Raw genomic sequence first — 17,476 nt, 5'->3', positions numbered from 1 at the left:
ACTTCTTGTCAGGGCAAAGCCGCCAGTCTATCAACCCTCGCGTAACACTGTCAGGGGGCTGGCGTTGAGCGCTCGGCGGGTCCCGAACACGCCTGCAGCACCAATCAGCAATGCCCCTACCAGAGGCAGGATCAACAGCCACGGATGCGGATGCCAGGGCAGATCGAAGGCATACCGGTAAAGCACGAGGCTCACCAGTTCCGACCCCAGTGCCGCGAGCAAACCGCTGACCGCCCCGAGCAGGCCGAATTCGATGCGCCGGGCCTTGATCAGCAACTTACGCTCGGCGCCCAGGGCACGTAGCAGCGCGCCTTGGCGAATCCTCTCGTCGAGCGTGGCCTGCAAGCCCGAGAACAGCACGGCCATTCCCGCCGCCAGTACGAACAGCAATACATATTCCACCGCCAGCGTTACTTGGGCGAGGATGCTGCGCAGTTGTTCGAGCAGAGCTTCGACCTGCAGGATTGTCACGGCCGGGAAGGCCCGGGACAGGTCGACAATCTGCTGGTCGTGGCCGGCTGCCAGGTAAAAACTGGTGAGGTAAGTGGCGGGCAGGTCCTTCAACGTTCCCGGCTGGAAGATCATGAAGAAGTTTGGTTGGAAGTTGTCCCAGTTGATCTCCCGCAGGCTGGTGACCTTCGCTTCCCGATTCAGGCCACCGACACTGAACACCAGGCGGTCGCCCAGCTTGATCTTGAGATTGTCGGCGACCTTGCCTTCCACCGAGACCCCTGGAATATCGTCCGGCGGCTGCTGAGGCCACCAGCTCCCAGCCGTGACGACGTTGCCCGCGGGCAGGTCCGCCGCCCAGGTCAGGCTCAGGTCACGCTGCAATGCGCGGTCGCCGGCCGAGTCCTTGGTGACGAATTCCTTGGCCGGCTCGCCATTGATGCTGATGAGCCGTCCCGGTACCACGGGGTACAGTGGAGCTGACTGCGCCGACAATTGCATCAACTTGTCGCTGAACGCCTGCTTGTCATTGGGCAGGATGTTCAAGGCGAAGTAATTCGGGGCGTTTTTTGGCAGCTGGTTCTGCCAGGTATCCAGCAATTCGCCGCGCAGCAGCGCGATCAGTGCCATCGACAAAAGGATCAGGCCGAACGCCAGGGCCTGGCCAGCCGCCGCCAAGGGATGACGCAGCAACTGGCCCAATCCCAGCCGCCAGGGCAACGAGGCGCGAGCCAACATCCGGCGCAGGCTTTGCAGCAGCAATAGCAGCAGCCCACCAAGCACCAGCGCCGCAATCACGCCGCCGCCGAGCAGGGCGAACGTCAGCACCAGGTCCAGGCTCAAGCGCCACATGATCAGCCCGAGCGCACCCAATGCGGCACCGTAGACGACCCAGGTACTCGAGGGGATCGGCAGCATGTCCCGGCGCAGCACCCGCAACGGCGGTACCCGACCCAGTGCGGCCAGCGGTGGCAAGGCGAAACCCGCCAATGCCACCAGCCCGGTGCCGATCCCGGCGACCGCCGGCAACAGGCCGCCCGGCGGCACGGTGGTGGGCAACAGGTCATGCAGCAAGGCGAACAGCCCCAACTGCGCGATCCAGCCGAGCAGCGCGCCGCTGATACTGGCTAGCAGGCCCAGCACGGTCAGTTGCAGGCTGAACAGCATCATGGTTTCGCGGCGCGACAGGCCAAGGCAGCGCAGCAGCGCACTGGCGTCGAAGCGCCGCGTGGCGAAACGGTTGGCGGAGAGGGCGACGGCTACACCGGACAGCAACACGGCTACCAGGCTGGCCATGTTCAGGTAGCGCTCGGCCTTGCCCAAGGCGCCGCCGATTTGGCGGTTGCCGTCGCGGGCATCCTGCAGGCGCTGGTTGGGCTCAAGGCCAGGCTTGATCAGGTCGCGATAGGTCTGCAGTGCCGGCGCCGGGCCTCGCCACAGGTCGCGATAGCTGACGCGGCTGCCGGGTTGCACCACGCCCGTGGCATCCAGGTCCTTGAGGTTGATCAGCACGCGGGGGGTCAGGCTGTAGAAGTTGCCGGCGCGATCCGGTTCATAAGTCAGCACCCGGCTCAGGCGAAGCGTCTGGTTGCCGACATCGATGCTGTCGCCGATCTTCAGCTCCAACGCCGTCAGCAGTCGAGCTTCGACCCAGGCCTCTCCCGGAGCGGGGCGCCCGCCGGTTTCTTCCTGGCCGAAGGGCGCCGGGGCGCTTTTCAGCTCGCCACGCAGGGGATAGATGTCATCGGCCGCCTTGACGCTGGACAGCTGGATGCCGTTGTCGGTAGCGACAACGCTGGAGAACTCCACCACGCGGGCGTGTTCCAGGCCCAGCTCAATGCCGCTGCGGATCTGTTCCGGGCGGGCAGGGGAACTGCCTTCTAGCAGCAGGTCGGCGCCTAGGAATTCGGTAGCGCGCATCATCATCGCGCCGTTGAGCCGGGCGCCGAAGTAACCGATGGCGGTGCTCGCCGCGACCGCCACCAACAGGGCGAAGAACAGCACGCGCAGCTCGCCGGCGCGGGCATCGCGCAGCAACTGGCGGACGGCAAGACTGAACAGACGCAACAGGGGCAAGCGTGCCATCAAGGCTCCAGGGGCGCGACCATCTGGCCGGCTTCAAGTCGGATCAGGCGCCGGCAGCGATGGGCCAGGCGTTCGTCGTGGGTCACCAGCACCAGCGTCGTGCCGCGTTCCTTGTTCAGCTCGAACAGAAGGTCGCTGATGCGTTCGCCGGTGTGGCTGTCGAGATTGCCGGTCGGTTCGTCGGCAAACAGCACGTCGGGTTCGGCGGCAAAGGCGCGGGCGATGGCAACGCGCTGTTGTTCGCCGCCGGAGAGCTGGCGTGGCGAGTGGGTCAGCCGCTGCCCGAGCCCGACTCGTTGCAACAGTTGCGTGGCGCGTTCCCGGGCGTCCTTGCGACCGTCCAGCTCCAGCGGGAGCATGACGTTTTCCAGTGCATTGAGGCTGTCGAGCAATTGGAACGACTGGAAGACAAACCCGACATGTTCAGCGCGGATCCGGGCTCGCTGGTCCTCGTCCAGTGCGCTGAGGGCCTGGCCGGCAAGTATCACTTCACCGCTGCTGGGCAGGTCGAGGCCGGCCAACAGGCCAAGGAGCGTGGATTTGCCGGAACCGGACGCGCCGACGATGGCCAGGCTGTCGCCCTGGTTCAGTTCCAGGCTGAGTTCGTGCAGGATGGTCAGTTCACCTTCCGCGCTGGGTACCACTTTGCTAAGGTCCGTCGCGGTGAGAATGCTTGAGCCCATGGAGAATCCGATGCGTGTGTGGTTTTTGAGTGCCGGCCTGGCCTTGATGTGCATGGTCCAGAACGCAGCGGCGGGTACTGTCCTGATCGTTGGCGATAGTATCAGCGCGGCTTTCGGCCTGGATACCCGCCAAGGCTGGGTGTCGTTGCTTGACCAACGGCTCAAGGCCGAGGGTTTCGACGATAAAGTGGTTAATGCGTCTATCAGTGGCGACACCAGTGCGGGAGGCCTGGCGCGCCTGCCGACGCTGCTTGCAGCCCATAAGCCGGACCTGGTGATCCTGGAGCTGGGGGGCAACGATGGCTTGCGCGGACAGCCGCCAACACAATTGCAACAAAACCTTGCAGCGATGATCGACAGCTCCCGTGCCAGCGGTGCCAAGGTGCTTTTGCTGGGCATGCAGTTGCCTCCCAACTATGGGCGGCGCTACACCGATGCCTTCGCGCGGGTCTACAGCACCTTGGCCGAAGAGAAGAACGTGCCCCTGGTGCCGTTTTTCCTCAAGGACGTCGGCGGCGTACCCGGGATGATGCAAGGCGACGGATTGCACCCGTCCGTCGCGGCCCAGGGCAAGTTGCTGGAAAATGTCTGGCCGGCGCTGAAACCGCTGCTTTGACGCTTTTCTACAGGCGGTGTTTCGGCTAATGTGGCGCCCCCGATTTGGAGCCCCCGATGCCGCGTCCCGCCTGGTCCCTGTTTGCCTACCAACTGATCGAGCCTGACGAGCAGTTGGACCTGTTCGCCTGCCAGGAAGTGCGGGTTCATCTGGTGACCCGGCAGTTGGAACTTGGCGGCTCGGCCGACCGGACCCTTTGCGGCAGTCTTTTGCCGGCCCAGCCACGCTGGTCGGCGGTCGATCGCAAGATATTCCAGGACCATCGCCTCTGTTCGTTGTGCCGGGCGATCCTCGAATCACAGAAGCGTGGCACTTCGCCGATCTGGCCGGAGCTGCGGTTCGAGTTGTAACCCGCTCGCTTCCATAGGATTTCATTTCAGTTCCCAGACCTGCTGCGCATCGGACGCCTCAGCGCCGCTCTCCCCGAACTAACCGACGGCAGTGTACAATCGCCGCTTGACCCCTCTGTTCGATCTGCGAAGGATTTCCCGGATGTTGCCGCGCTTGCCTGCCGTCGCCCGCTGCCTGTCTCTTGCCGCCCTGTGTATGGCTGGGCCCGTTGCCGCATTGGAGTTGCCCCTGCCACCACCGGGTGAAGACATTGTCGGACAGGTGCAAGTCATCAAGGCCAAATACGAAGACACCTTCGCGGACCTGGGCACCACCTACGACCTGGGCTACACCGAGATGGTCGCCGCCAACCCCGGGGTCGATCCGTGGTTGCCGGGCGCTGGCACTGAAATTGTCTTGCCGACCCGTTTCATCCTGCCGCCGGGCCCGCGCGAAGGCATCGTGATCAATCTCGCCGAATACCGCCTCTACTATTTCCCCAAGGGGCGGAACGTCGTCTACACCTTCCCATTGGGGATCGGTCGTGAAGGTTGGGGCTCGCCCATTGCCCACACCAGCATCATCGCCAAGACGCCGAACCCGACCTGGACTCCTCCGGCGTCGATCAAGGCCGAGCATGCCGCCGATGGCGACCCGTTGCCCAATGTCGTGCCGGCCGGTCCCGATAACCCGCTGGGCCCGTTCAAGTTCACCCTGGGGACGCCGGGTTACCTGATCCACGGTTCGAACAAGAAGTTCGGCATTGGCATGCGCACCAGCCACGGCTGCTTCCGGATGTTCAATAACAACGTGCTGGAGATGGCCGGCATGGTGCCGGTGGGTACGTCGGTACGAATCATCAACGACCCGTACAAGTTGGGCCTGAGCGGCGGCAAGGTGTATCTGGAAGCGCATACGCCGCTGGACGACAAGGGCAACCCGTCCGTGGTGGACAAGCACACGGCGGTCATCAATGCGATGCTCAAGCGTGAAGACATCACCAGCAACCTGCGCATGAACTGGGACGTGGTGCGTGACGTAGTGGCTGCCGAAGACGGCTTGCCGGTGGAGGTCGCTGTTCCCAACACGTCGGCCCCGATGGTCTCCAGCGCGCCGATTGACCTCACGCAATAGCCTGTCCGAAAGCAACCCGCCGACGTCTCACGAGGTCGGCGGGTTTTTTATCGCCTGTAAAACGCCGGGCAATAAAAAAGCCGACCCAGTGATGGGTCGGCTCGATAACAATCCCGAAGGACTATTACTTGCGGCTAGCTTTTTCCAGCATGCGCAGAGCACGCTCGTTAGCTTCGTCAGCAGTCTGTTGTGCTTTTTGAGCAGCAGCCAGAGCTTCATCAGCTTTACGGTAAGCTTCGTCTGCACGAGCTTGGGAGCGAGCTGCTGCGTCTTCGGTAGCAGTCAGACGTGCTTCGGTTTCTTTCGATGCGCTGCTGCAACCGGTAGCCAGAACTGCGGCCAAGGCCAGAGCAGAGAATTTCAGAACGTTGTTCATCGTGTTCCCCTTCAAGGACTTTCTATTTAGTGACTGTCTCCCCAGAGTGAGGAGTTAGCCGGCGTACATACTACTCATTACTTGTAGTAAGTAAACTGACGTAGCGCAAGAAGCAAAAAAATTGTAGGCGGTGATTCTTTTTCAGGCAACTTTTCTGAGTGCTGTTTAAAAAACACACAGCCGCCACCGTCGGAATGGAGCGCGTGGTTGAAGAAAAGTTCCGTTGACGCGCTAACTCACCCGAGCACACTAAAGTCGCTGCTTATTGATTCGCCTAGACTTTTGCTCATTTTTTGCACAGCCGTCCAAGGTATCTTTTATTGCTGCAGACGGTGACTTTAACAACCGGCGCTCGTCTCAAGACTCAACAACTGGCGATGTTCAGCTATTGCGCCGTGACCGACTACCGCGTGAAAGTGACGCTCAATCGATAAACCCGTCGGGTTTATCCCTTCAGTGACAGGCGTGCCTTGAGCATTTGCGTCATTGGTGCCTACTATTCACGACGTGCTCGGGTTTGAGCGATTGGTTTTTTTGCGCTCGGTGACCAGACAGGCACGGGGTGGCGTAGATGTTCCTTCGCCGGAAAAACATCGGTAAGGTAGGGGTCAGCATTCAGACCCGCGAGGAGTAGTGATGAGCGAGGCGGTTTCCATCCACCATGACCAGGCTGGTCATCAGTTCGAGACCAATGTGGACGGTCATCGTGCCTATCTGACCTACATGGACCTGGGCAAGCAGACCCTGGACATCTATCGCACGTTCGTGCCCAACGCGCTGCGTGGCAGGGGCATTGCCGCGAAGTTGACCGAGGCGGCGCTCCACTACGCTGAAGAAATGGGCTACACGGTGATCCCGTCCTGCTCGTATGTGGAGCGCTACATGGAGCGTCACCAGCGGCACGCGGCGAAACTCTGACGCACGAAGATTCCAATAAAAAACGCCGGACTGCGAAGCCCGGCGTTTTTTATTGCGTTGACTTTTTATAGGCGAAGCAGGCCGATCAGCTGCGCTGACGCTTTGGCAGTACGTCCTTTAGCTTGGCGTGCATGCCGCGCAAGGTCTTCTCGGTCGCGCTCCAGTCGATGCAGGCATCGGTGATGGAGACGCCATACTGCAAGTCGGCGAGGTCCTTCGGGATTGCCTGGCAGCCCCAGTTCAGATGACTTTCGACCATCAAGCCGATGATCGACTGGTTGCCTTCCAGGATCTGGTTGGCGACGTTCTCCATGACCAGCGGTTGCAGCGCCGGATCCTTGTTGGAGTTGGCGTGGCTGCAATCGACCATGATGTTCGGCTTGATCTTCGCCTTGTTCAGGGCCTGTTCGCACAGCGCGACGCTGACCGAGTCATAGTTCGGCTTGCCGTTCCCGCCGCGCAGCACCACGTGGCCGTAGGCGTTGCCCTTGGTCGTCACGATCGATACGCCGCCTTCCTGGTTGATGCCCAGGAAACGATGCGGGCTGGAAACCGACTGCAAGGCGTTGATGGCGACGGTGAGGCCGCCGTCGGTGCCGTTCTTGAAGCCTACGGCCGACGACAGGCCGGAGGCCATTTCGCGGTGGGTCTGGGATTCGGTGGTGCGCGCGCCAATGGCGGACCAACTGATCAGGTCCTGCAAATATTGCGGCGAGATCGGGTCGAGGGCCTCGGTCGCGGTGGGCAAGCCCATTTCCGCCAGGTCCAGCAGCAGCTGGCGACCAATGTGCAGGCCGTCTTGGATCTTGAAGGAGTCGTCCAGGTACGGGTCGTTGATCAGGCCTTTCCAGCCGACGGTAGTCCGAGGCTTCTCGAAATACACACGCATCACCAAGTACAAGGTGTCGGAAACTTCCGCCGCAAGCACTTTCAGGCGCTCGGCATATTCGTGGGCAGCCTTGATGTCATGGATCGAACAGGGCCCGATGACGACGAACAGGCGGTGGTCGGTGCCGTCGAGAATGTTGCGGATGACTTCCCGGCCCTTGGTCACGGTGCGCAGGGCAGTGTCGCTCAGGGGGATATCGCGCTTGAGCTGGTCAGGCGTGATGAGGGTCTCGTTGGAGGCGACGTTAAGGTCATTGATCGGTAAATCAGCCATCGTGTTACTCGTCAGGTCACGGGTGCCGGCCGCCAGCGATTCCCCGCGCGGCGGTGCACAGCGGATTTAAGCGCGCCGGGGAGCCGAACCTTAGCGCGTTAGGAGGTGGCTCGACAATGGGCAGGGGCCGGTTTAATTGCGGCAGGCAAGCTCCCTGGCCACGGGCGTCAGGTCTTGTGTAATGATGCGCAGGGATTGTTCAACGGGGGATTTGCATGATGCAGGCAGGCGCTACAACCAGGATCGGCATGATCGGCACCGGGGCGATTGGCGGGTTCTATGGCGTCATGCTGGCGCGGGCCGGTTACGACGTGCACTTTTTATTGCGCAGCGAGTTTGCCGCCGTGGCCGAACGCGGCTTGCAGGTCGCCAGTGAAGTTCATGGGGCGCTGACCCTCAATCCGGTCCAGGCGTATCGCTCGGCAGCCGATATGCCGCCTTGCGACTGGCTGCTGGTCGGTGCCAAGACCACCAGCAATGCCGACCTGGCCCCGGCCATCATTGAGGCTGCCGCTGCCGGGGCAAAAGTCCTGTTGCTGCAGAACGGCCTCGATGTCGAGGACGAACTGCGACCGCTATTGCCCGATTCACTGCATTTGTTGGGCGGCCTGTGCCTGGTCTGCGTGCATCGCGTCGGCCCAGGCGTCGTCGCCCACCAGGCCCTTGGCGCGGTCAATATCGGTTACCACAGCGGTCCTGGCCGGGATCAGGCCGAACGCATGGCGATTGTCGAAGAGGGCGCGGAGCTGTTCCGTACCGCCGGTATCGACTCCCAAGCCATGCCCAACCTGCAACAGGCCCGTTGGCAGAAGTTGGTGTGGAACGTACCGTACAACGGTCTTTCGGTGCTGCTGGGCGCCAGCACCACGCCGTTGATGGCTGACGACCACAGCCGCGGGCTGATCCAGGCGCTGATGGAGGAGGTGGTACGCGGTGCGCAGGCCTGTGGTCATCCTATTGCGCCGGGTTACGCCGAATACCTGTTCACCATGACCGAGAAGATGCCCGACTACTGGCCGAGCATGTATCACGATTATTCCCACAAGCGACCGCTGGAGTTCGATGCGATCCATGGCCGGCCATTGGCTGCGGCCAAGGCGGCAGGATGCGAACTGCCGAAAATCGAAGCCTTGTATCAGGCGCTGGCGTTTTTGGATCGCCACAACCGCTGATGGCGAAAGAGGGAAACATGGCCAATAACATTGATGACAAGCTGGTGCTGGCAATCTCCTCGCGGGCCTTGTTCGACTTGAGCGAAAGCCACAAGGTCTATCTGGCGAGTGGCGTCGAGGCCTATCGGCAATACCAGATCGAGCATGAAGACGAAGTCCTGGCACCTGGCGACGCGTTCGCCCTGGTGCAGAAATTGCTGAACCTCAACCAGCACCTCGGGCGTGCCCGGGTCGAAGTCATCCTGGTTTCGCGCAACAGCGCCGACACTGGCCTGCGTGTGTTCAATTCGATTCATCACTATGGCCTGGCAATTTCTCGCGCAGCATTCGTCGGCGGTCGCAGCCCTTACCCTTATCTGAAGGCGTTCGGCTGCGACCTGTTCCTGTCCACTCACGCCGAAGACGTGCGCAGCGCCCTCGAGGCAGGATTCGCGGCGGCGACCATCCTGTCGGGCGGTGCCAGCCGTGCCGCCAGCGAGGAACTGCGCATCGCGTTCGACGGCGATGCGGTGCTGTTTTCCGATGAGTCGGAACGCGTCTATCAGGCTGGCGGCCTGGAGGCATTCCAGGCCAGTGAACGGCAGGCTGCGCGCGAACCGCTGCGAGGTGGACCGTTCAAGGGGTTCCTGGCGGCGCTCAACGCGTTGCAGCGCGAATTTCCCGAAGACGCCTGCCCGATCCGCACGGCGCTGGTTACCGCCCGTTCGGCACCGGCCCACGAACGGGTGATCCGGACCTTGCGTGAGTGGGATATTCGCCTGGATGAGTCGCTGTTCCTCGGGGGGCTGACCAAATCCGCGTTCCTCGAAGCCTTTGCTGCCGACGTGTTTTTCGACGACCAGACCGGTCATTGCGAACTGGCCCGGGAAGTGGTCGCCACTGGGCATGTGCCCCATGGCATCAGTAACGAAGTGAAGCTTTGACTGCCTGCTGTTCGGGCGTTACGTCGCACGTCGAACTCCTCGGGGCGCTGCTAAGCTGAATCAATCTCCGCCATCCTGGCACTCGAGGAGGTCACATGATTCGTTCGATGCTGTACGCCACAGACCTGGGCCTTTATGCCCCCTATGTGATGCAGCATGCCTTGGCGTTGGCACGGACGTTTGCAGCCGAGTTGTATGTAGTGCATGCGGTGGAACCGATGGGGCTGTTCGCCGAGTCGGTGTTGCAGAGCTATCTGGACGAGCAGGCGTTGAACGAATTCCATCGTCAGGGTCTGAGTACGGTGATGGCCAATATCGAGCAGCAGGTGCTCGACAGTTTTCGAGAAGAACTGGGGGAGGGCCAGCAAGACTTGCAGCTGATCAAATCGGTCCGGGTGTTCCAGGGTGATCCTTCCCAGGTCATTCTCGAACAGGCGGCAAAACTCTCCGTTGATTTGCTCATCGTCGGCAGCCATTGTCAGGGGGCAAGCGGCGAAACCCCTTTGGGCAGGACCGCCGCACGGGTTTTGCAGTTATCCCGTGTGCCGGTGTACCTGGTGCCGCTGGTGCAGCATCGGCGTCAGGGAGAGGCTCGAGGCTAAATGATGGCTTTTTATAAAAAGTTCTAGATTTCTTCATGCAACCATTCATATAGTTATATGCCGTCGCTGATGCCCGTCGCATCCAACTGCTTTGAGGGATACATATGAAGCTTCAACAACTGCGCTACATCTGGGAAGTGGCGCACCACGACCTCAACGTTTCCGCTACCGCCCAAAGCCTCTACACGTCGCAACCTGGCATCAGCAAACAGATCCGCCTGTTGGAAGACGAACTGGGCGTCGAAGTCTTCGCCCGCAGCGGCAAGCACCTGACCCGCGTGACCCCGGCCGGTGAGCGCATCATCACCACGGCTGGCGAAATCCTGCGCAAGGTCGAGAGCATCAAGCAGATCGCCCAGGAGTTCTCCAACGAGAAAAAAGGCACCCTGTCGATCGCGACCACCCATACCCAGGCCCGTTATGCCCTGCCGCCGGTGATCAGCAATTTCATCAAGCAATACCCGGACGTGGCGCTGCACATGCACCAGGGTTCGCCGATGCAGATCGCCGAAATGGCCGCCGACGGCACCGTGGATTTCGCCATCGCCACCGAGGCCCTGGAGTTGTTCGGCGATCTGGTGATGATGCCGTGCTATCGCTGGAACCGCTGCGTGGTCGTGCCCCACGGCCATCCGTTGACCAAACTGCCGAAGCTGACCCTCGAGGCCTTGGCCGAATACCCGATCGTGACGTATGTATTCGGTTTCACCGGTCGTTCCAAGCTCGACGAGGCTTTCAGCCATCGCGGCCTGACGCCGAAAGTGGTGTTTACCGCCGCCGACGCCGACGTCATCAAGACCTATGTGCGCCTCGGCCTGGGCGTGGGCATCGTGGCGAAAATGGCCGTCGACACCAAGCTCGATAATGACCTGGTGGTATTGGATGCCAGCGAATTGTTCGAATCCAGCGTGACCAAGATCGGCTTCCGCCGTGGCACGTTCCTGCGGGGGTTCATGTGCGACTTCATCGAGAAGTTCGCCCCGCACCTGACCCGTGAAGTCATGGCCAAGGCCATCCAGTGCCACAACAAGCAGGAACTTGAAGAGCTGTTCGACGGCGTCGAGCTGCCGGTGCATTGAGCAACGTCTAAATAGCCTCGGTGACAGCGAACTGTTGCCGGGCGCCCGCCACGACGATCTCCACTTCATCCCCTTCGAATTTGCCCAGCAGGCTGCGCCCCAGCGGCGAGCGAGGGGTGATGACGGTGATCGGTTGCCCCACCAGCGAGACCTTCAGCCCCGCCGCGTCAGGTCCCAGGAACAGCCATTGCTGGCGGCCCTCGTCATCCTCCAAGCCAATCAATGTGCCGACCTCGATTCCACGTTGTTCGTCGTACGGCCTCAACGCCAGATTCTGGCAGAGGCTGAGCGACTGGCGGATCTCCTCGACGCGCCTGGCTTGGCCTGCGGCAAGATAAGACGCTTCGAGACCCAGGGTGTCGTACTTGTTTTCGGCGATGTTTTCTTCGTGGGTCGCGGTTTCGTAGGCGGTTTGCGCGGCGCGCTCGGCGATGTCGAGGTCAATCTTGAGCTTGTCGAGAATCAATTGGTGGACGGTTTGTTTGTTCATGATCATTCGCAAAATTGCAGGACGTTAGCGCGGCTTTTCTCGCTCGGCGCGTTCTGGTCCTGCTGCAGCCAGAACTGGCATTTGGGATTGGACAGGTTGCGCGGATTGTTGCGGGCCTGATCGAGCGCCTGGCGTTGCTCGTTCCTTTGCAGGTTCTGCTGGTACTGCTCGAACATCGGCGCAGGCGGCTCGGCAGCCGGCGGCACGGCCGGTGGTTGCGCCAGCTGCTGCACAGCGGCCGCCACCGGGGCGAGTTGCTCATCGAACAGAAACTTCGACATCAGCCATCCCGTCAACACGATAACAAGGAAGCCCAGCCACAGGCCCAAGGCGATACTGACGGTCAATTGCAAGGCGGTAAGGCGCGACGAGGAATTGGGCATGTCTGCTTCCTGGCTGAACACGGGATAGGCGGCAATTGTCGCATGAAGATTAATCGCCGTCGGCTCTTCTGCATCGACGTTGTAATGCGGGACAATCGGGTTTTGCCACAGGGAGTCGGGAATGACCGTGCGTTGGGATATTTTTTGCACCGTCGTCGATAACTTTGGCGACATCGGCGTCACTTGGCGCCTGGCGCGGCAATTGGTGGCCGAGCACCAATGCGCGGTGCGCCTATGGGTTGATGACTTACGTGCCTTCGAGCGCCTGTGCCCGGCCATCGACATCACGCTTTCCGAGCAATGGCAGCAGGGCGTGCAGGTGCGCCACTGGCCCAAGGACTGGCTCGATACCGAGGCCGCCGAGGTGGTGATCGCCGCGTTCGCCTGCCAGTTGCCCAGCGCCTATATGGATGCGATGGCCGAGCGGCAGGTAACGCCGCTGTGGATGAATCTGGATTATCTGAGCGCCGAGGACTGGGTGATCGGTTGTCACGGCCTGCCGTCGGTCAAGTACAAGCACGTGCAGAAATATTTCTTTTTTCCCGGCTTCCAAGAGGGCACCGGTGGCCTGCTGCGTGAGGCCGGCTTGCTGGAGCGTCGTCGGCAATTTCAGCAGGACGACGCGGCGCAGGGAATTTTCCTGCAAGGGTTGGGCGTCGACCGGGCGCCGGATACGCGCCTGATCTCGTTGTTTGCCTATGAAAACACCGGCCTGGCGAGTTGGTTCGACACAATGGCGGCCGGGCCCGAGGCGTTTCACGTGCTGGTCCCGGAAGGGCGGGTGCTGGCGGATGTCCGGCGCTGGCTGGGTGACGAGGGCATTGAGGTCGGTTCGGTGCATCGGCGCGGAGCCCTGACGGTACAGGTTCTGCCATTCATGCGGCAGGATCAGTACGATCAGTTGCTATGGTGTTGCGACTTCAACGCCGTGCGCGGCGAAGACTCCTTCGTGCGCGCCCAATGGGCCGCCCGGCCAATGCTCTGGCACATCTACCAGCAGGAAGAAGACGTCCATCTGGAAAAGCTCGAGGCATTTCTCCGGTTGTATACCGAGGGGCTCTGCGGGCCTGCGAAAAAAGCGATCAGCGGTCTCTGGCGGGCGTGGAATGCCGGCCAGGATATGACTGAACATTGGAAATTGTTCTGCGAACAACGCCAGGAACTGGCCGAACACGCCCAGGCGTGGTGTCTGGAACAGGCCTCGCGACCCGATCTTGCCACGGCGCTGGTGAAGTTTTACCGAAATTGGATATGATACGCGGCCTAGATTTTTGTAAATCCCATCCAAATTCGGATATTCGCAATGAAAACTGGTAAAGAACTGAAACCCGGGACCGTGATCCGTCTCGAAAACGATCCTTGGCTGGTTCAGAAAGCTGAGTTCACCAAGTCGGGTCGTAACAGCGCGATCATGAAGACTAAGCTGAAGAACCTGCTGACCGGTTACAAGACCGAGATCGTCTACAGCGCCGACGACAAACTGGACGATGTGATCCTCGACCGCAAAGAAGCGACCCTGTCCTTCATCAGCGGCGACACCTACACGTTCATGGACACCACTGACTACACCATGTACGAGCTGAACGCCGAAGACATCGAAAGCGTTCTGCCGTTCATCGAAGAAGGCATGACCGACGTCTGCGAAGCGGTGTTCTTCGAAGAGCGCCTGGTTTCCGTAGAACTGCCGACCACCATCGTGCGTCAGGTTGACTACACCGAAGGCTCCGCTCGCGGTGACACTTCCGGCAAGGTGATGAAGCCTGCCAAACTGAAGAACGGTACCGAGCTGTCGGTTGCTGACTTCATCGAGATCGGCGACATGATCGAGATCGATACCCGCGAAGGCGGTTCCTACAAAGGCCGCGCTAAGTAAGCGAAGTCTTTTGTACGAAAAAGCCCGACCATTGAGTCGGGCTTTTTTATTTCTGCTGTCTCGTCCTGAATAAGGTTTACACCTTCTGACCTATCCTCAGGAGGAACCAATGGAATCAGGAAAAAGGCGCAGTCAGCGTGACTACACGCTGGGCTTTAAATTGGCGGTCGTCGATCAAGTTGAAAAGGGCGAACTGAGTTATAAAGAGGCTCAACGGCGTTATGGGATTCAGGGTCGGTCGACTGTGTTGGTGTGGTTACGCAAGCATGGACGGCAGGACTGGAGTCAAGGCGCCTCCATCCGTGCCCAGAGGAACCGACCGATGGCCGAGCCAAATTTGCCGCTGACACCAGAGCAGCGAATCAAGGAGCTGGAAGAAAAGCTGGCCCTTGCCAACCAGAAAGCCCAATTTTTTGAAGCTGTCGTTGACGTGCTGAAAAACGATTACGGTGTTTCTGTCGTAAAAAAGCGATCCGGCAAGTCCTCACCCAAGGGCAAATCGAAGGCCTGAGCATTACCAGGGCTTGCCAGTTTCTAGGCATCTCTCGGCAGGCCTACTACAAGCGCAATCGAGCTTACGACGCACAAGCCAGACATACGCAAAGAGTGCTGGGATTTGTATTGGAGACTCGTCTTGAAATGCCCCGGTTGGGCACTCGTAAGCTGCATGGCCTTATGCAAGCCGAACCTGAACTGACGCGAACGGTAGGTCGAGATCGGTTGTTCGCTATCTTGCGAGACCATCGACAACTGGTCCTACGCAAACGCGCTTATCACAAGACTACCGATAGTCATCATCGCTTCCGTCGACATCCGAATCGGCTCAAACCCGGCCCTGACCAAGTCACTGCCACGGGTCCTGAACAGGTATGGGTAGCAGATATAACCTACTTGCCTACCGAACAAAGCGTCGCTTATGTGAGCCTGGTCACTGATGCGTTCTCGCGCAAAATAGTCGGCCATCATGTGCATGAAAGCCTGCATACCGAGTCAGTCATCCAGGCAATGACCAAAGCCCTTCGGCATCGAAGAAGCAATCAGCCGCTGGTACATCACTCTGATCGGGGCTCGCAATACTGTTCTGATCTCTACCAGAGGCTGCATGCCAAGCACGGCATCAAATGCTCGATGACTGATGGCTATGACTGCTACCAGAACGCCCTAGCGGAACGGGTGAATGGGATTCTGAAAACGGAGTTTCTTTTACACCGTCCCAAAGACCTTGCCCAAGCCAAGCGCATGGTCGAGGAGTCGATAGAAATTTATAACCGTAAGCGACCTCATTTGGCTCTGAAATACAAAACGCCCGATGCGGTGCATCGGGCGCTTTGAGATGAAACAGGTGTAAACCTATTTCAGGACTAGACATGCTTTCTACCTGATTCCTGTTACTTCAGGTGCTGCTTGAGCTCCTGGGATGCCTGCAACATCGCCGAACGCACCGCTGGCACCTGGCTCACCACGTTGAGCAAACCATAGTCGTGAATCATTCCGTTGTAGCGCACCGCTGTGACCGGCACGCCGGCCGCGTCCAGTTTGCGGGCGTAGGCTTCGCCTTCGTCGCGCAGCACGTCGGCTTCGGCGGTCTGTACCAGCGCCGGCGGCAGGCCCTTGAGTTGCGCGGTGGTCGCCCGCAACGGCGAGGCGTAGATCTCGTTGCGTTGCCCGGCATCGGTGGTGTAGTTGTCCCAGAACCACTTCATCATGTTCTTGCTGAGGAAGTGCCCTTCGGCGAACTGGTTGTAGGACGCCGTCTCGAAGCTCGCGTCGGTCACCGGCCACAACAGGGCCTGGAAGCGAATCGCTGGCGTACCCTTGTCCTTGGCCATCAGCGCCACGACCGCGGCCATGTTACCGCCGACGCTGTTACCCGCTACAGCCAGGCGCTTGCCATCGACGTTGATTTCCTTGCCATGCTCAGCCACCCATTTCGTCGCGGCGTAGGCCTGGTTGATGGCCACCGGGTAATGCGCCTCGGGTGACGGCGTGTAGTTGACGAACACGGCGACGGCCCCTGAGCCCGCCACCAAGTCACGGACCAGCCGTTCGTGGGTCGGGAAGTCGCCCAGTACCCAGCCGCCGCCGTGGAAGAACATGAACACGGGCAGCTCGCCCTTGACCCCGGCCGGACGAACGATCGTCAGGCTGATCGGCTGGCCATCGACCTGGATGGTTTTCTCGCTGACGTCGGCCTTGGGCAGGGTCAATTTGACCCCGGCCTGGGCGCCGACCAGTACGGCGCGGGCGTCCTTGGGCGAGCGTTGTTCCAGCGGCTTGCCGGTCCCGGCATTCAGCGCATCGAGAAACGCCTGGGTGTTGTGTTCGACGATGCCGTCGGCGAAGGCGCTGCTGACGCTCAGGGCGAGAAGGGTGCCGGTCAATGCTTTGCTGATCGTGTTCATGGGTATCTCCTTAAGTTGAAAAGTACGTTGCCGCGAGTAGCGTCGGAGTAAGGGCGAACCTGAGTCGCATCTACATGTTTTGCACTAAATGTTTGCGCGCTAAGCAGGTGTGAAGAGAATGTAATGCGCAAATAGTTTGCGCGCAAGACATATTTCCGGAGCAATGCTGATTGCATCACCTGAAAAGGCTTGGAGGCCTTGATCTAGAGCGGTTCAGGCGGTGTAAATTTTTTTGAAGGCGGTGTTTGAGCAGGCGGATCATGAATCCGGGAAGGTAGGTGCAGGCGCCTCCGCAAGCATGCTCGCTCTGCGGAGGGCTGGTGGTGTGCCTTTGATCAGAGACTGTCTTGCAGATGCCCGCGCAGTTCTTGCAGGTCACGTTGCAGCTTTTTCAATTGCTCCAGCGTCTGGCCACTGGCGGCGAGGATGCATTGCGGAATGTCCAAGGCCTTCTTCTGCAGGGCGCGGCCTTGTTCGGTGAGTTCGACAATGACCACGCGTTCGTCTTCGCGGCTGCGGGTGCGACTCAACAGGCCTTCGGCCTCCAGGCGTTTGAGCAGCGGCGTCAGCGAGCCTGGGTCGGTGAGCAGGCGCGTGCTGATTTCACCGACGGTCAAACCGTCTTTTTCCCACAACACCATCATCGCCAGGTATTGCGGATAAGTCAGGCCCAATGCCTGGAGCAGCGGCTTGTAGACCTTGGTCATCAACAGTGAGGTTGAATGCAGGGCGAAACAAACCTGATTATCCAGGAGCAGGGCTTCGCAAGGGTCGGGGGTATCGCGTTGGGTGCTCATG

19 protein-coding genes are annotated in these 17,476 nt (G+C 60.2%); 11 read left to right on the top strand and 8 right to left on the bottom strand.

All coding sequences use genetic code 11. The features are described 5' to 3' along the window. Window positions 1-30: 30 nt before the first annotated feature. Together J3P82_RS17415 and J3P82_RS17410 are read right to left on the bottom strand one after the other, a co-directional pair. The gene (locus J3P82_RS17415; RefSeq protein WP_434557940.1) at window positions 31-2,535 is read right to left on the bottom strand and encodes an ABC transporter permease; all 2,505 of its coding nucleotides are present in this window, start codon (window positions 2,533-2,535) and stop codon (window positions 31-33) included. Continuing rightward, entirely contained in the window at window positions 2,535-3,218 is a 684-nt protein-coding gene (locus J3P82_RS17410) for an ABC transporter ATP-binding protein (RefSeq protein WP_434557939.1), read from the bottom strand. The genes J3P82_RS17415 and J3P82_RS17410 overlap by 1 nt, the downstream gene beginning before the upstream one ends. A 10-nt stretch (window positions 3,219-3,228) precedes the next feature. On the opposite strand from J3P82_RS17410, the gene J3P82_RS17405 reads away from it, so the two are divergent. The 3 genes from J3P82_RS17405 to J3P82_RS17395 all read left to right on the top strand — a co-directional run bounded on the left by J3P82_RS17405 (window position 3,229) and on the right by J3P82_RS17395 (window position 5,298). Further along, window positions 3,229-3,834, top strand: a complete 606-nt coding sequence (locus tag J3P82_RS17405; protein WP_434557938.1) for an arylesterase — start codon at window positions 3,229-3,231, stop codon at window positions 3,832-3,834. Window positions 3,835-3,890: 56 nt separating this feature from the next. Next, window positions 3,891-4,184: a hypothetical protein gene (locus tag J3P82_RS17400; protein WP_047226351.1), complete on the top strand. Its 294-nt coding sequence runs from the start codon at window positions 3,891-3,893 to the stop codon at window positions 4,182-4,184. Between the two features lie 142 nt (window positions 4,185-4,326). Beyond that, window positions 4,327-5,298: a L,D-transpeptidase family protein gene (locus tag J3P82_RS17395; protein WP_434557937.1), complete on the top strand. Its 972-nt coding sequence runs from the start codon at window positions 4,327-4,329 to the stop codon at window positions 5,296-5,298. A gap of 124 nt (window positions 5,299-5,422) precedes the next feature. Here the strand turns inward: J3P82_RS17395 and oprI are convergent, their stop codons facing one another. Next, a complete protein-coding gene (oprI, locus tag J3P82_RS17390; protein WP_003183784.1) occupies window positions 5,423-5,674 on the bottom strand; it encodes an outer membrane lipoprotei OprI in 252 nt (83 codons plus the stop codon). A 636-nt stretch (window positions 5,675-6,310) separates the two neighbouring features. On the opposite strand from oprI, the gene J3P82_RS17385 reads away from it, so the two are divergent. Continuing rightward, the gene (locus J3P82_RS17385; protein WP_434557936.1) at window positions 6,311-6,592 is read left to right on the top strand and encodes a GNAT family N-acetyltransferase; all 282 of its coding nucleotides are present in this window, start codon (window positions 6,311-6,313) and stop codon (window positions 6,590-6,592) included. An 85-nt stretch (window positions 6,593-6,677) separates the two neighbouring features. Here J3P82_RS17385 and J3P82_RS17380 read toward each other — a convergent pair whose 3' ends face one another. Continuing rightward, window positions 6,678-7,754: a 3-deoxy-7-phosphoheptulonate synthase gene (locus tag J3P82_RS17380; RefSeq protein WP_434557935.1), complete on the bottom strand. Its 1,077-nt coding sequence runs from the start codon at window positions 7,752-7,754 to the stop codon at window positions 6,678-6,680. Between the two features lie 218 nt (window positions 7,755-7,972). Here J3P82_RS17380 and J3P82_RS17375 point away from each other — a divergent pair, with 218 nt between their 5' ends. From J3P82_RS17375 to cysB, 4 genes are all read left to right on the top strand, one after another. After that, on the top strand, window positions 7,973-8,926 hold the full coding sequence (locus tag J3P82_RS17375; RefSeq protein WP_434563869.1) for a putative 2-dehydropantoate 2-reductase: 954 nt from the start codon (window positions 7,973-7,975) through the stop codon (window positions 8,924-8,926). 17 nt (window positions 8,927-8,943) lie between these two features. Beyond that, a complete protein-coding gene (locus tag J3P82_RS17370) occupies window positions 8,944-9,849 on the top strand; it encodes a 5'-nucleotidase (RefSeq protein ID WP_186636895.1) in 906 nt (301 codons plus the stop codon). 95 nt (window positions 9,850-9,944) lie between these two features. Next, a complete protein-coding gene (locus J3P82_RS17365) occupies window positions 9,945-10,451 on the top strand; it encodes a universal stress protein (protein ID WP_434557934.1) in 507 nt (168 codons plus the stop codon). A gap of 104 nt (window positions 10,452-10,555) precedes the next feature. Then, window positions 10,556-11,530: an HTH-type transcriptional regulator CysB gene (gene cysB / locus J3P82_RS17360; RefSeq protein WP_090284966.1), complete on the top strand. Its 975-nt coding sequence runs from the start codon at window positions 10,556-10,558 to the stop codon at window positions 11,528-11,530. Window positions 11,531-11,537: 7 nt separating this feature from the next. On the opposite strand, the gene J3P82_RS17355 is transcribed toward cysB, so the two are convergent. Continuing rightward, a complete protein-coding gene (locus J3P82_RS17355) occupies window positions 11,538-12,020 on the bottom strand; it encodes a GreA/GreB family elongation factor (protein WP_434557933.1) in 483 nt (160 codons plus the stop codon). 2 nt (window positions 12,021-12,022) lie between these two features. Beyond that, window positions 12,023-12,403, bottom strand: coding sequence for a hypothetical protein (locus J3P82_RS17350; RefSeq protein ID WP_434557932.1), 381 nt, complete (start codon window positions 12,401-12,403; stop codon window positions 12,023-12,025). Between the two features lie 121 nt (window positions 12,404-12,524). Here J3P82_RS17350 and earP point away from each other — a divergent pair, with 121 nt between their 5' ends. From earP to J3P82_RS17335, 3 genes are all read left to right on the top strand, one after another. Continuing rightward, window positions 12,525-13,658, top strand: coding sequence for an elongation factor P maturation arginine rhamnosyltransferase EarP (gene earP, locus J3P82_RS17345; RefSeq protein ID WP_434557931.1), 1,134 nt, complete (start codon window positions 12,525-12,527; stop codon window positions 13,656-13,658). 48 nt (window positions 13,659-13,706) lie between these two features. Next, window positions 13,707-14,276 (top strand): elongation factor P, encoded by a 570-nt coding sequence (locus tag J3P82_RS17340; protein WP_003199385.1) that lies wholly within the window; start codon window positions 13,707-13,709, stop codon window positions 14,274-14,276. A gap of 109 nt (window positions 14,277-14,385) precedes the next feature. Continuing rightward, window positions 14,386-15,608, top strand: a protein-coding gene (locus J3P82_RS17335) for an IS3 family transposase (protein ID WP_434557930.1) whose coding sequence is annotated in 2 segments (ribosomal slippage) — window positions 14,386-14,737 and window positions 14,737-15,608 — 1,224 coding nt in all. Because the reading frame shifts where the segments join, the coding sequence is not laid out codon by codon here. Window positions 15,609-15,664: 56 nt separating this feature from the next. Here the strand turns inward: J3P82_RS17335 and J3P82_RS17330 are convergent. Continuing rightward, window positions 15,665-16,678 (bottom strand): alpha/beta hydrolase, encoded by a 1,014-nt coding sequence (locus J3P82_RS17330; protein ID WP_434557929.1) that lies wholly within the window; start codon window positions 16,676-16,678, stop codon window positions 15,665-15,667. 335 nt (window positions 16,679-17,013) lie between these two features. After that, window positions 17,014-17,475: a MarR family winged helix-turn-helix transcriptional regulator gene (locus tag J3P82_RS17325; RefSeq protein WP_434557928.1), complete on the bottom strand. Its 462-nt coding sequence runs from the start codon at window positions 17,473-17,475 to the stop codon at window positions 17,014-17,016. Window position 17,476 lies beyond the last annotated feature (1 nt).

Origin of the sequence: Pseudomonas sp. Z4-20 (assembly GCF_051131955.1) — a bacterium.
GTDB lineage: Bacteria > Pseudomonadota > Gammaproteobacteria > Pseudomonadales > Pseudomonadaceae > Aquipseudomonas > Aquipseudomonas marvdashtae.
Note: the sequence above shows the minus strand (reverse complement) of the source record. Positions and strands in the feature narration are given on the sequence as shown.

Bases quoted from the DNA above. Each gene is read 5' to 3' on its own strand.
- J3P82_RS17415 (WP_434557940.1), bottom strand. From the start codon at position 2,535: ATGGCACGCTTGCCCCTGTTGCGTCTGTTCAGTCTTGCCGTCCGCCAG.
- J3P82_RS17410 (WP_434557939.1), bottom strand. From the start codon at position 3,218: ATGGGCTCAAGCATTCTCACCGCGACGGACCTTAGCAAAGTGGTACCC.
- J3P82_RS17405 (WP_434557938.1), top strand. From the start codon at position 3,229: ATGCGTGTGTGGTTTTTGAGTGCCGGCCTGGCCTTGATGTGCATGGTC.
- J3P82_RS17400 (WP_047226351.1), top strand. From the start codon at position 3,891: ATGCCGCGTCCCGCCTGGTCCCTGTTTGCCTACCAACTGATCGAGCCT.
- J3P82_RS17395 (WP_434557937.1), top strand. From the start codon at position 4,327: ATGTTGCCGCGCTTGCCTGCCGTCGCCCGCTGCCTGTCTCTTGCCGCC.
- oprI (WP_003183784.1), bottom strand. From the start codon at position 5,674: ATGAACAACGTTCTGAAATTCTCTGCTCTGGCCTTGGCCGCAGTTCTG.
- J3P82_RS17385 (WP_434557936.1), top strand. From the start codon at position 6,311: ATGAGCGAGGCGGTTTCCATCCACCATGACCAGGCTGGTCATCAGTTC.
- J3P82_RS17380 (WP_434557935.1), bottom strand. From the start codon at position 7,754: ATGGCTGATTTACCGATCAATGACCTTAACGTCGCCTCCAACGAGACC.
- J3P82_RS17375 (WP_434563869.1), top strand. From the start codon at position 7,973: ATGCAGGCAGGCGCTACAACCAGGATCGGCATGATCGGCACCGGGGCG.
- J3P82_RS17370 (WP_186636895.1), top strand. From the start codon at position 8,944: ATGGCCAATAACATTGATGACAAGCTGGTGCTGGCAATCTCCTCGCGG.
- J3P82_RS17365 (WP_434557934.1), top strand. From the start codon at position 9,945: ATGATTCGTTCGATGCTGTACGCCACAGACCTGGGCCTTTATGCCCCC.
- cysB (WP_090284966.1), top strand. From the start codon at position 10,556: ATGAAGCTTCAACAACTGCGCTACATCTGGGAAGTGGCGCACCACGAC.
- J3P82_RS17355 (WP_434557933.1), bottom strand. From the start codon at position 12,020: ATGAACAAACAAACCGTCCACCAATTGATTCTCGACAAGCTCAAGATT.
- J3P82_RS17350 (WP_434557932.1), bottom strand. From the start codon at position 12,403: ATGCCCAATTCCTCGTCGCGCCTTACCGCCTTGCAATTGACCGTCAGT.
- earP (WP_434557931.1), top strand. From the start codon at position 12,525: ATGACCGTGCGTTGGGATATTTTTTGCACCGTCGTCGATAACTTTGGC.
- J3P82_RS17340 (WP_003199385.1), top strand. From the start codon at position 13,707: ATGAAAACTGGTAAAGAACTGAAACCCGGGACCGTGATCCGTCTCGAA.
- J3P82_RS17330 (WP_434557929.1), bottom strand. From the start codon at position 16,678: ATGAACACGATCAGCAAAGCATTGACCGGCACCCTTCTCGCCCTGAGC.
- J3P82_RS17325 (WP_434557928.1), bottom strand. From the start codon at position 17,475: ATGAGCACCCAACGCGATACCCCCGACCCTTGCGAAGCCCTGCTCCTG.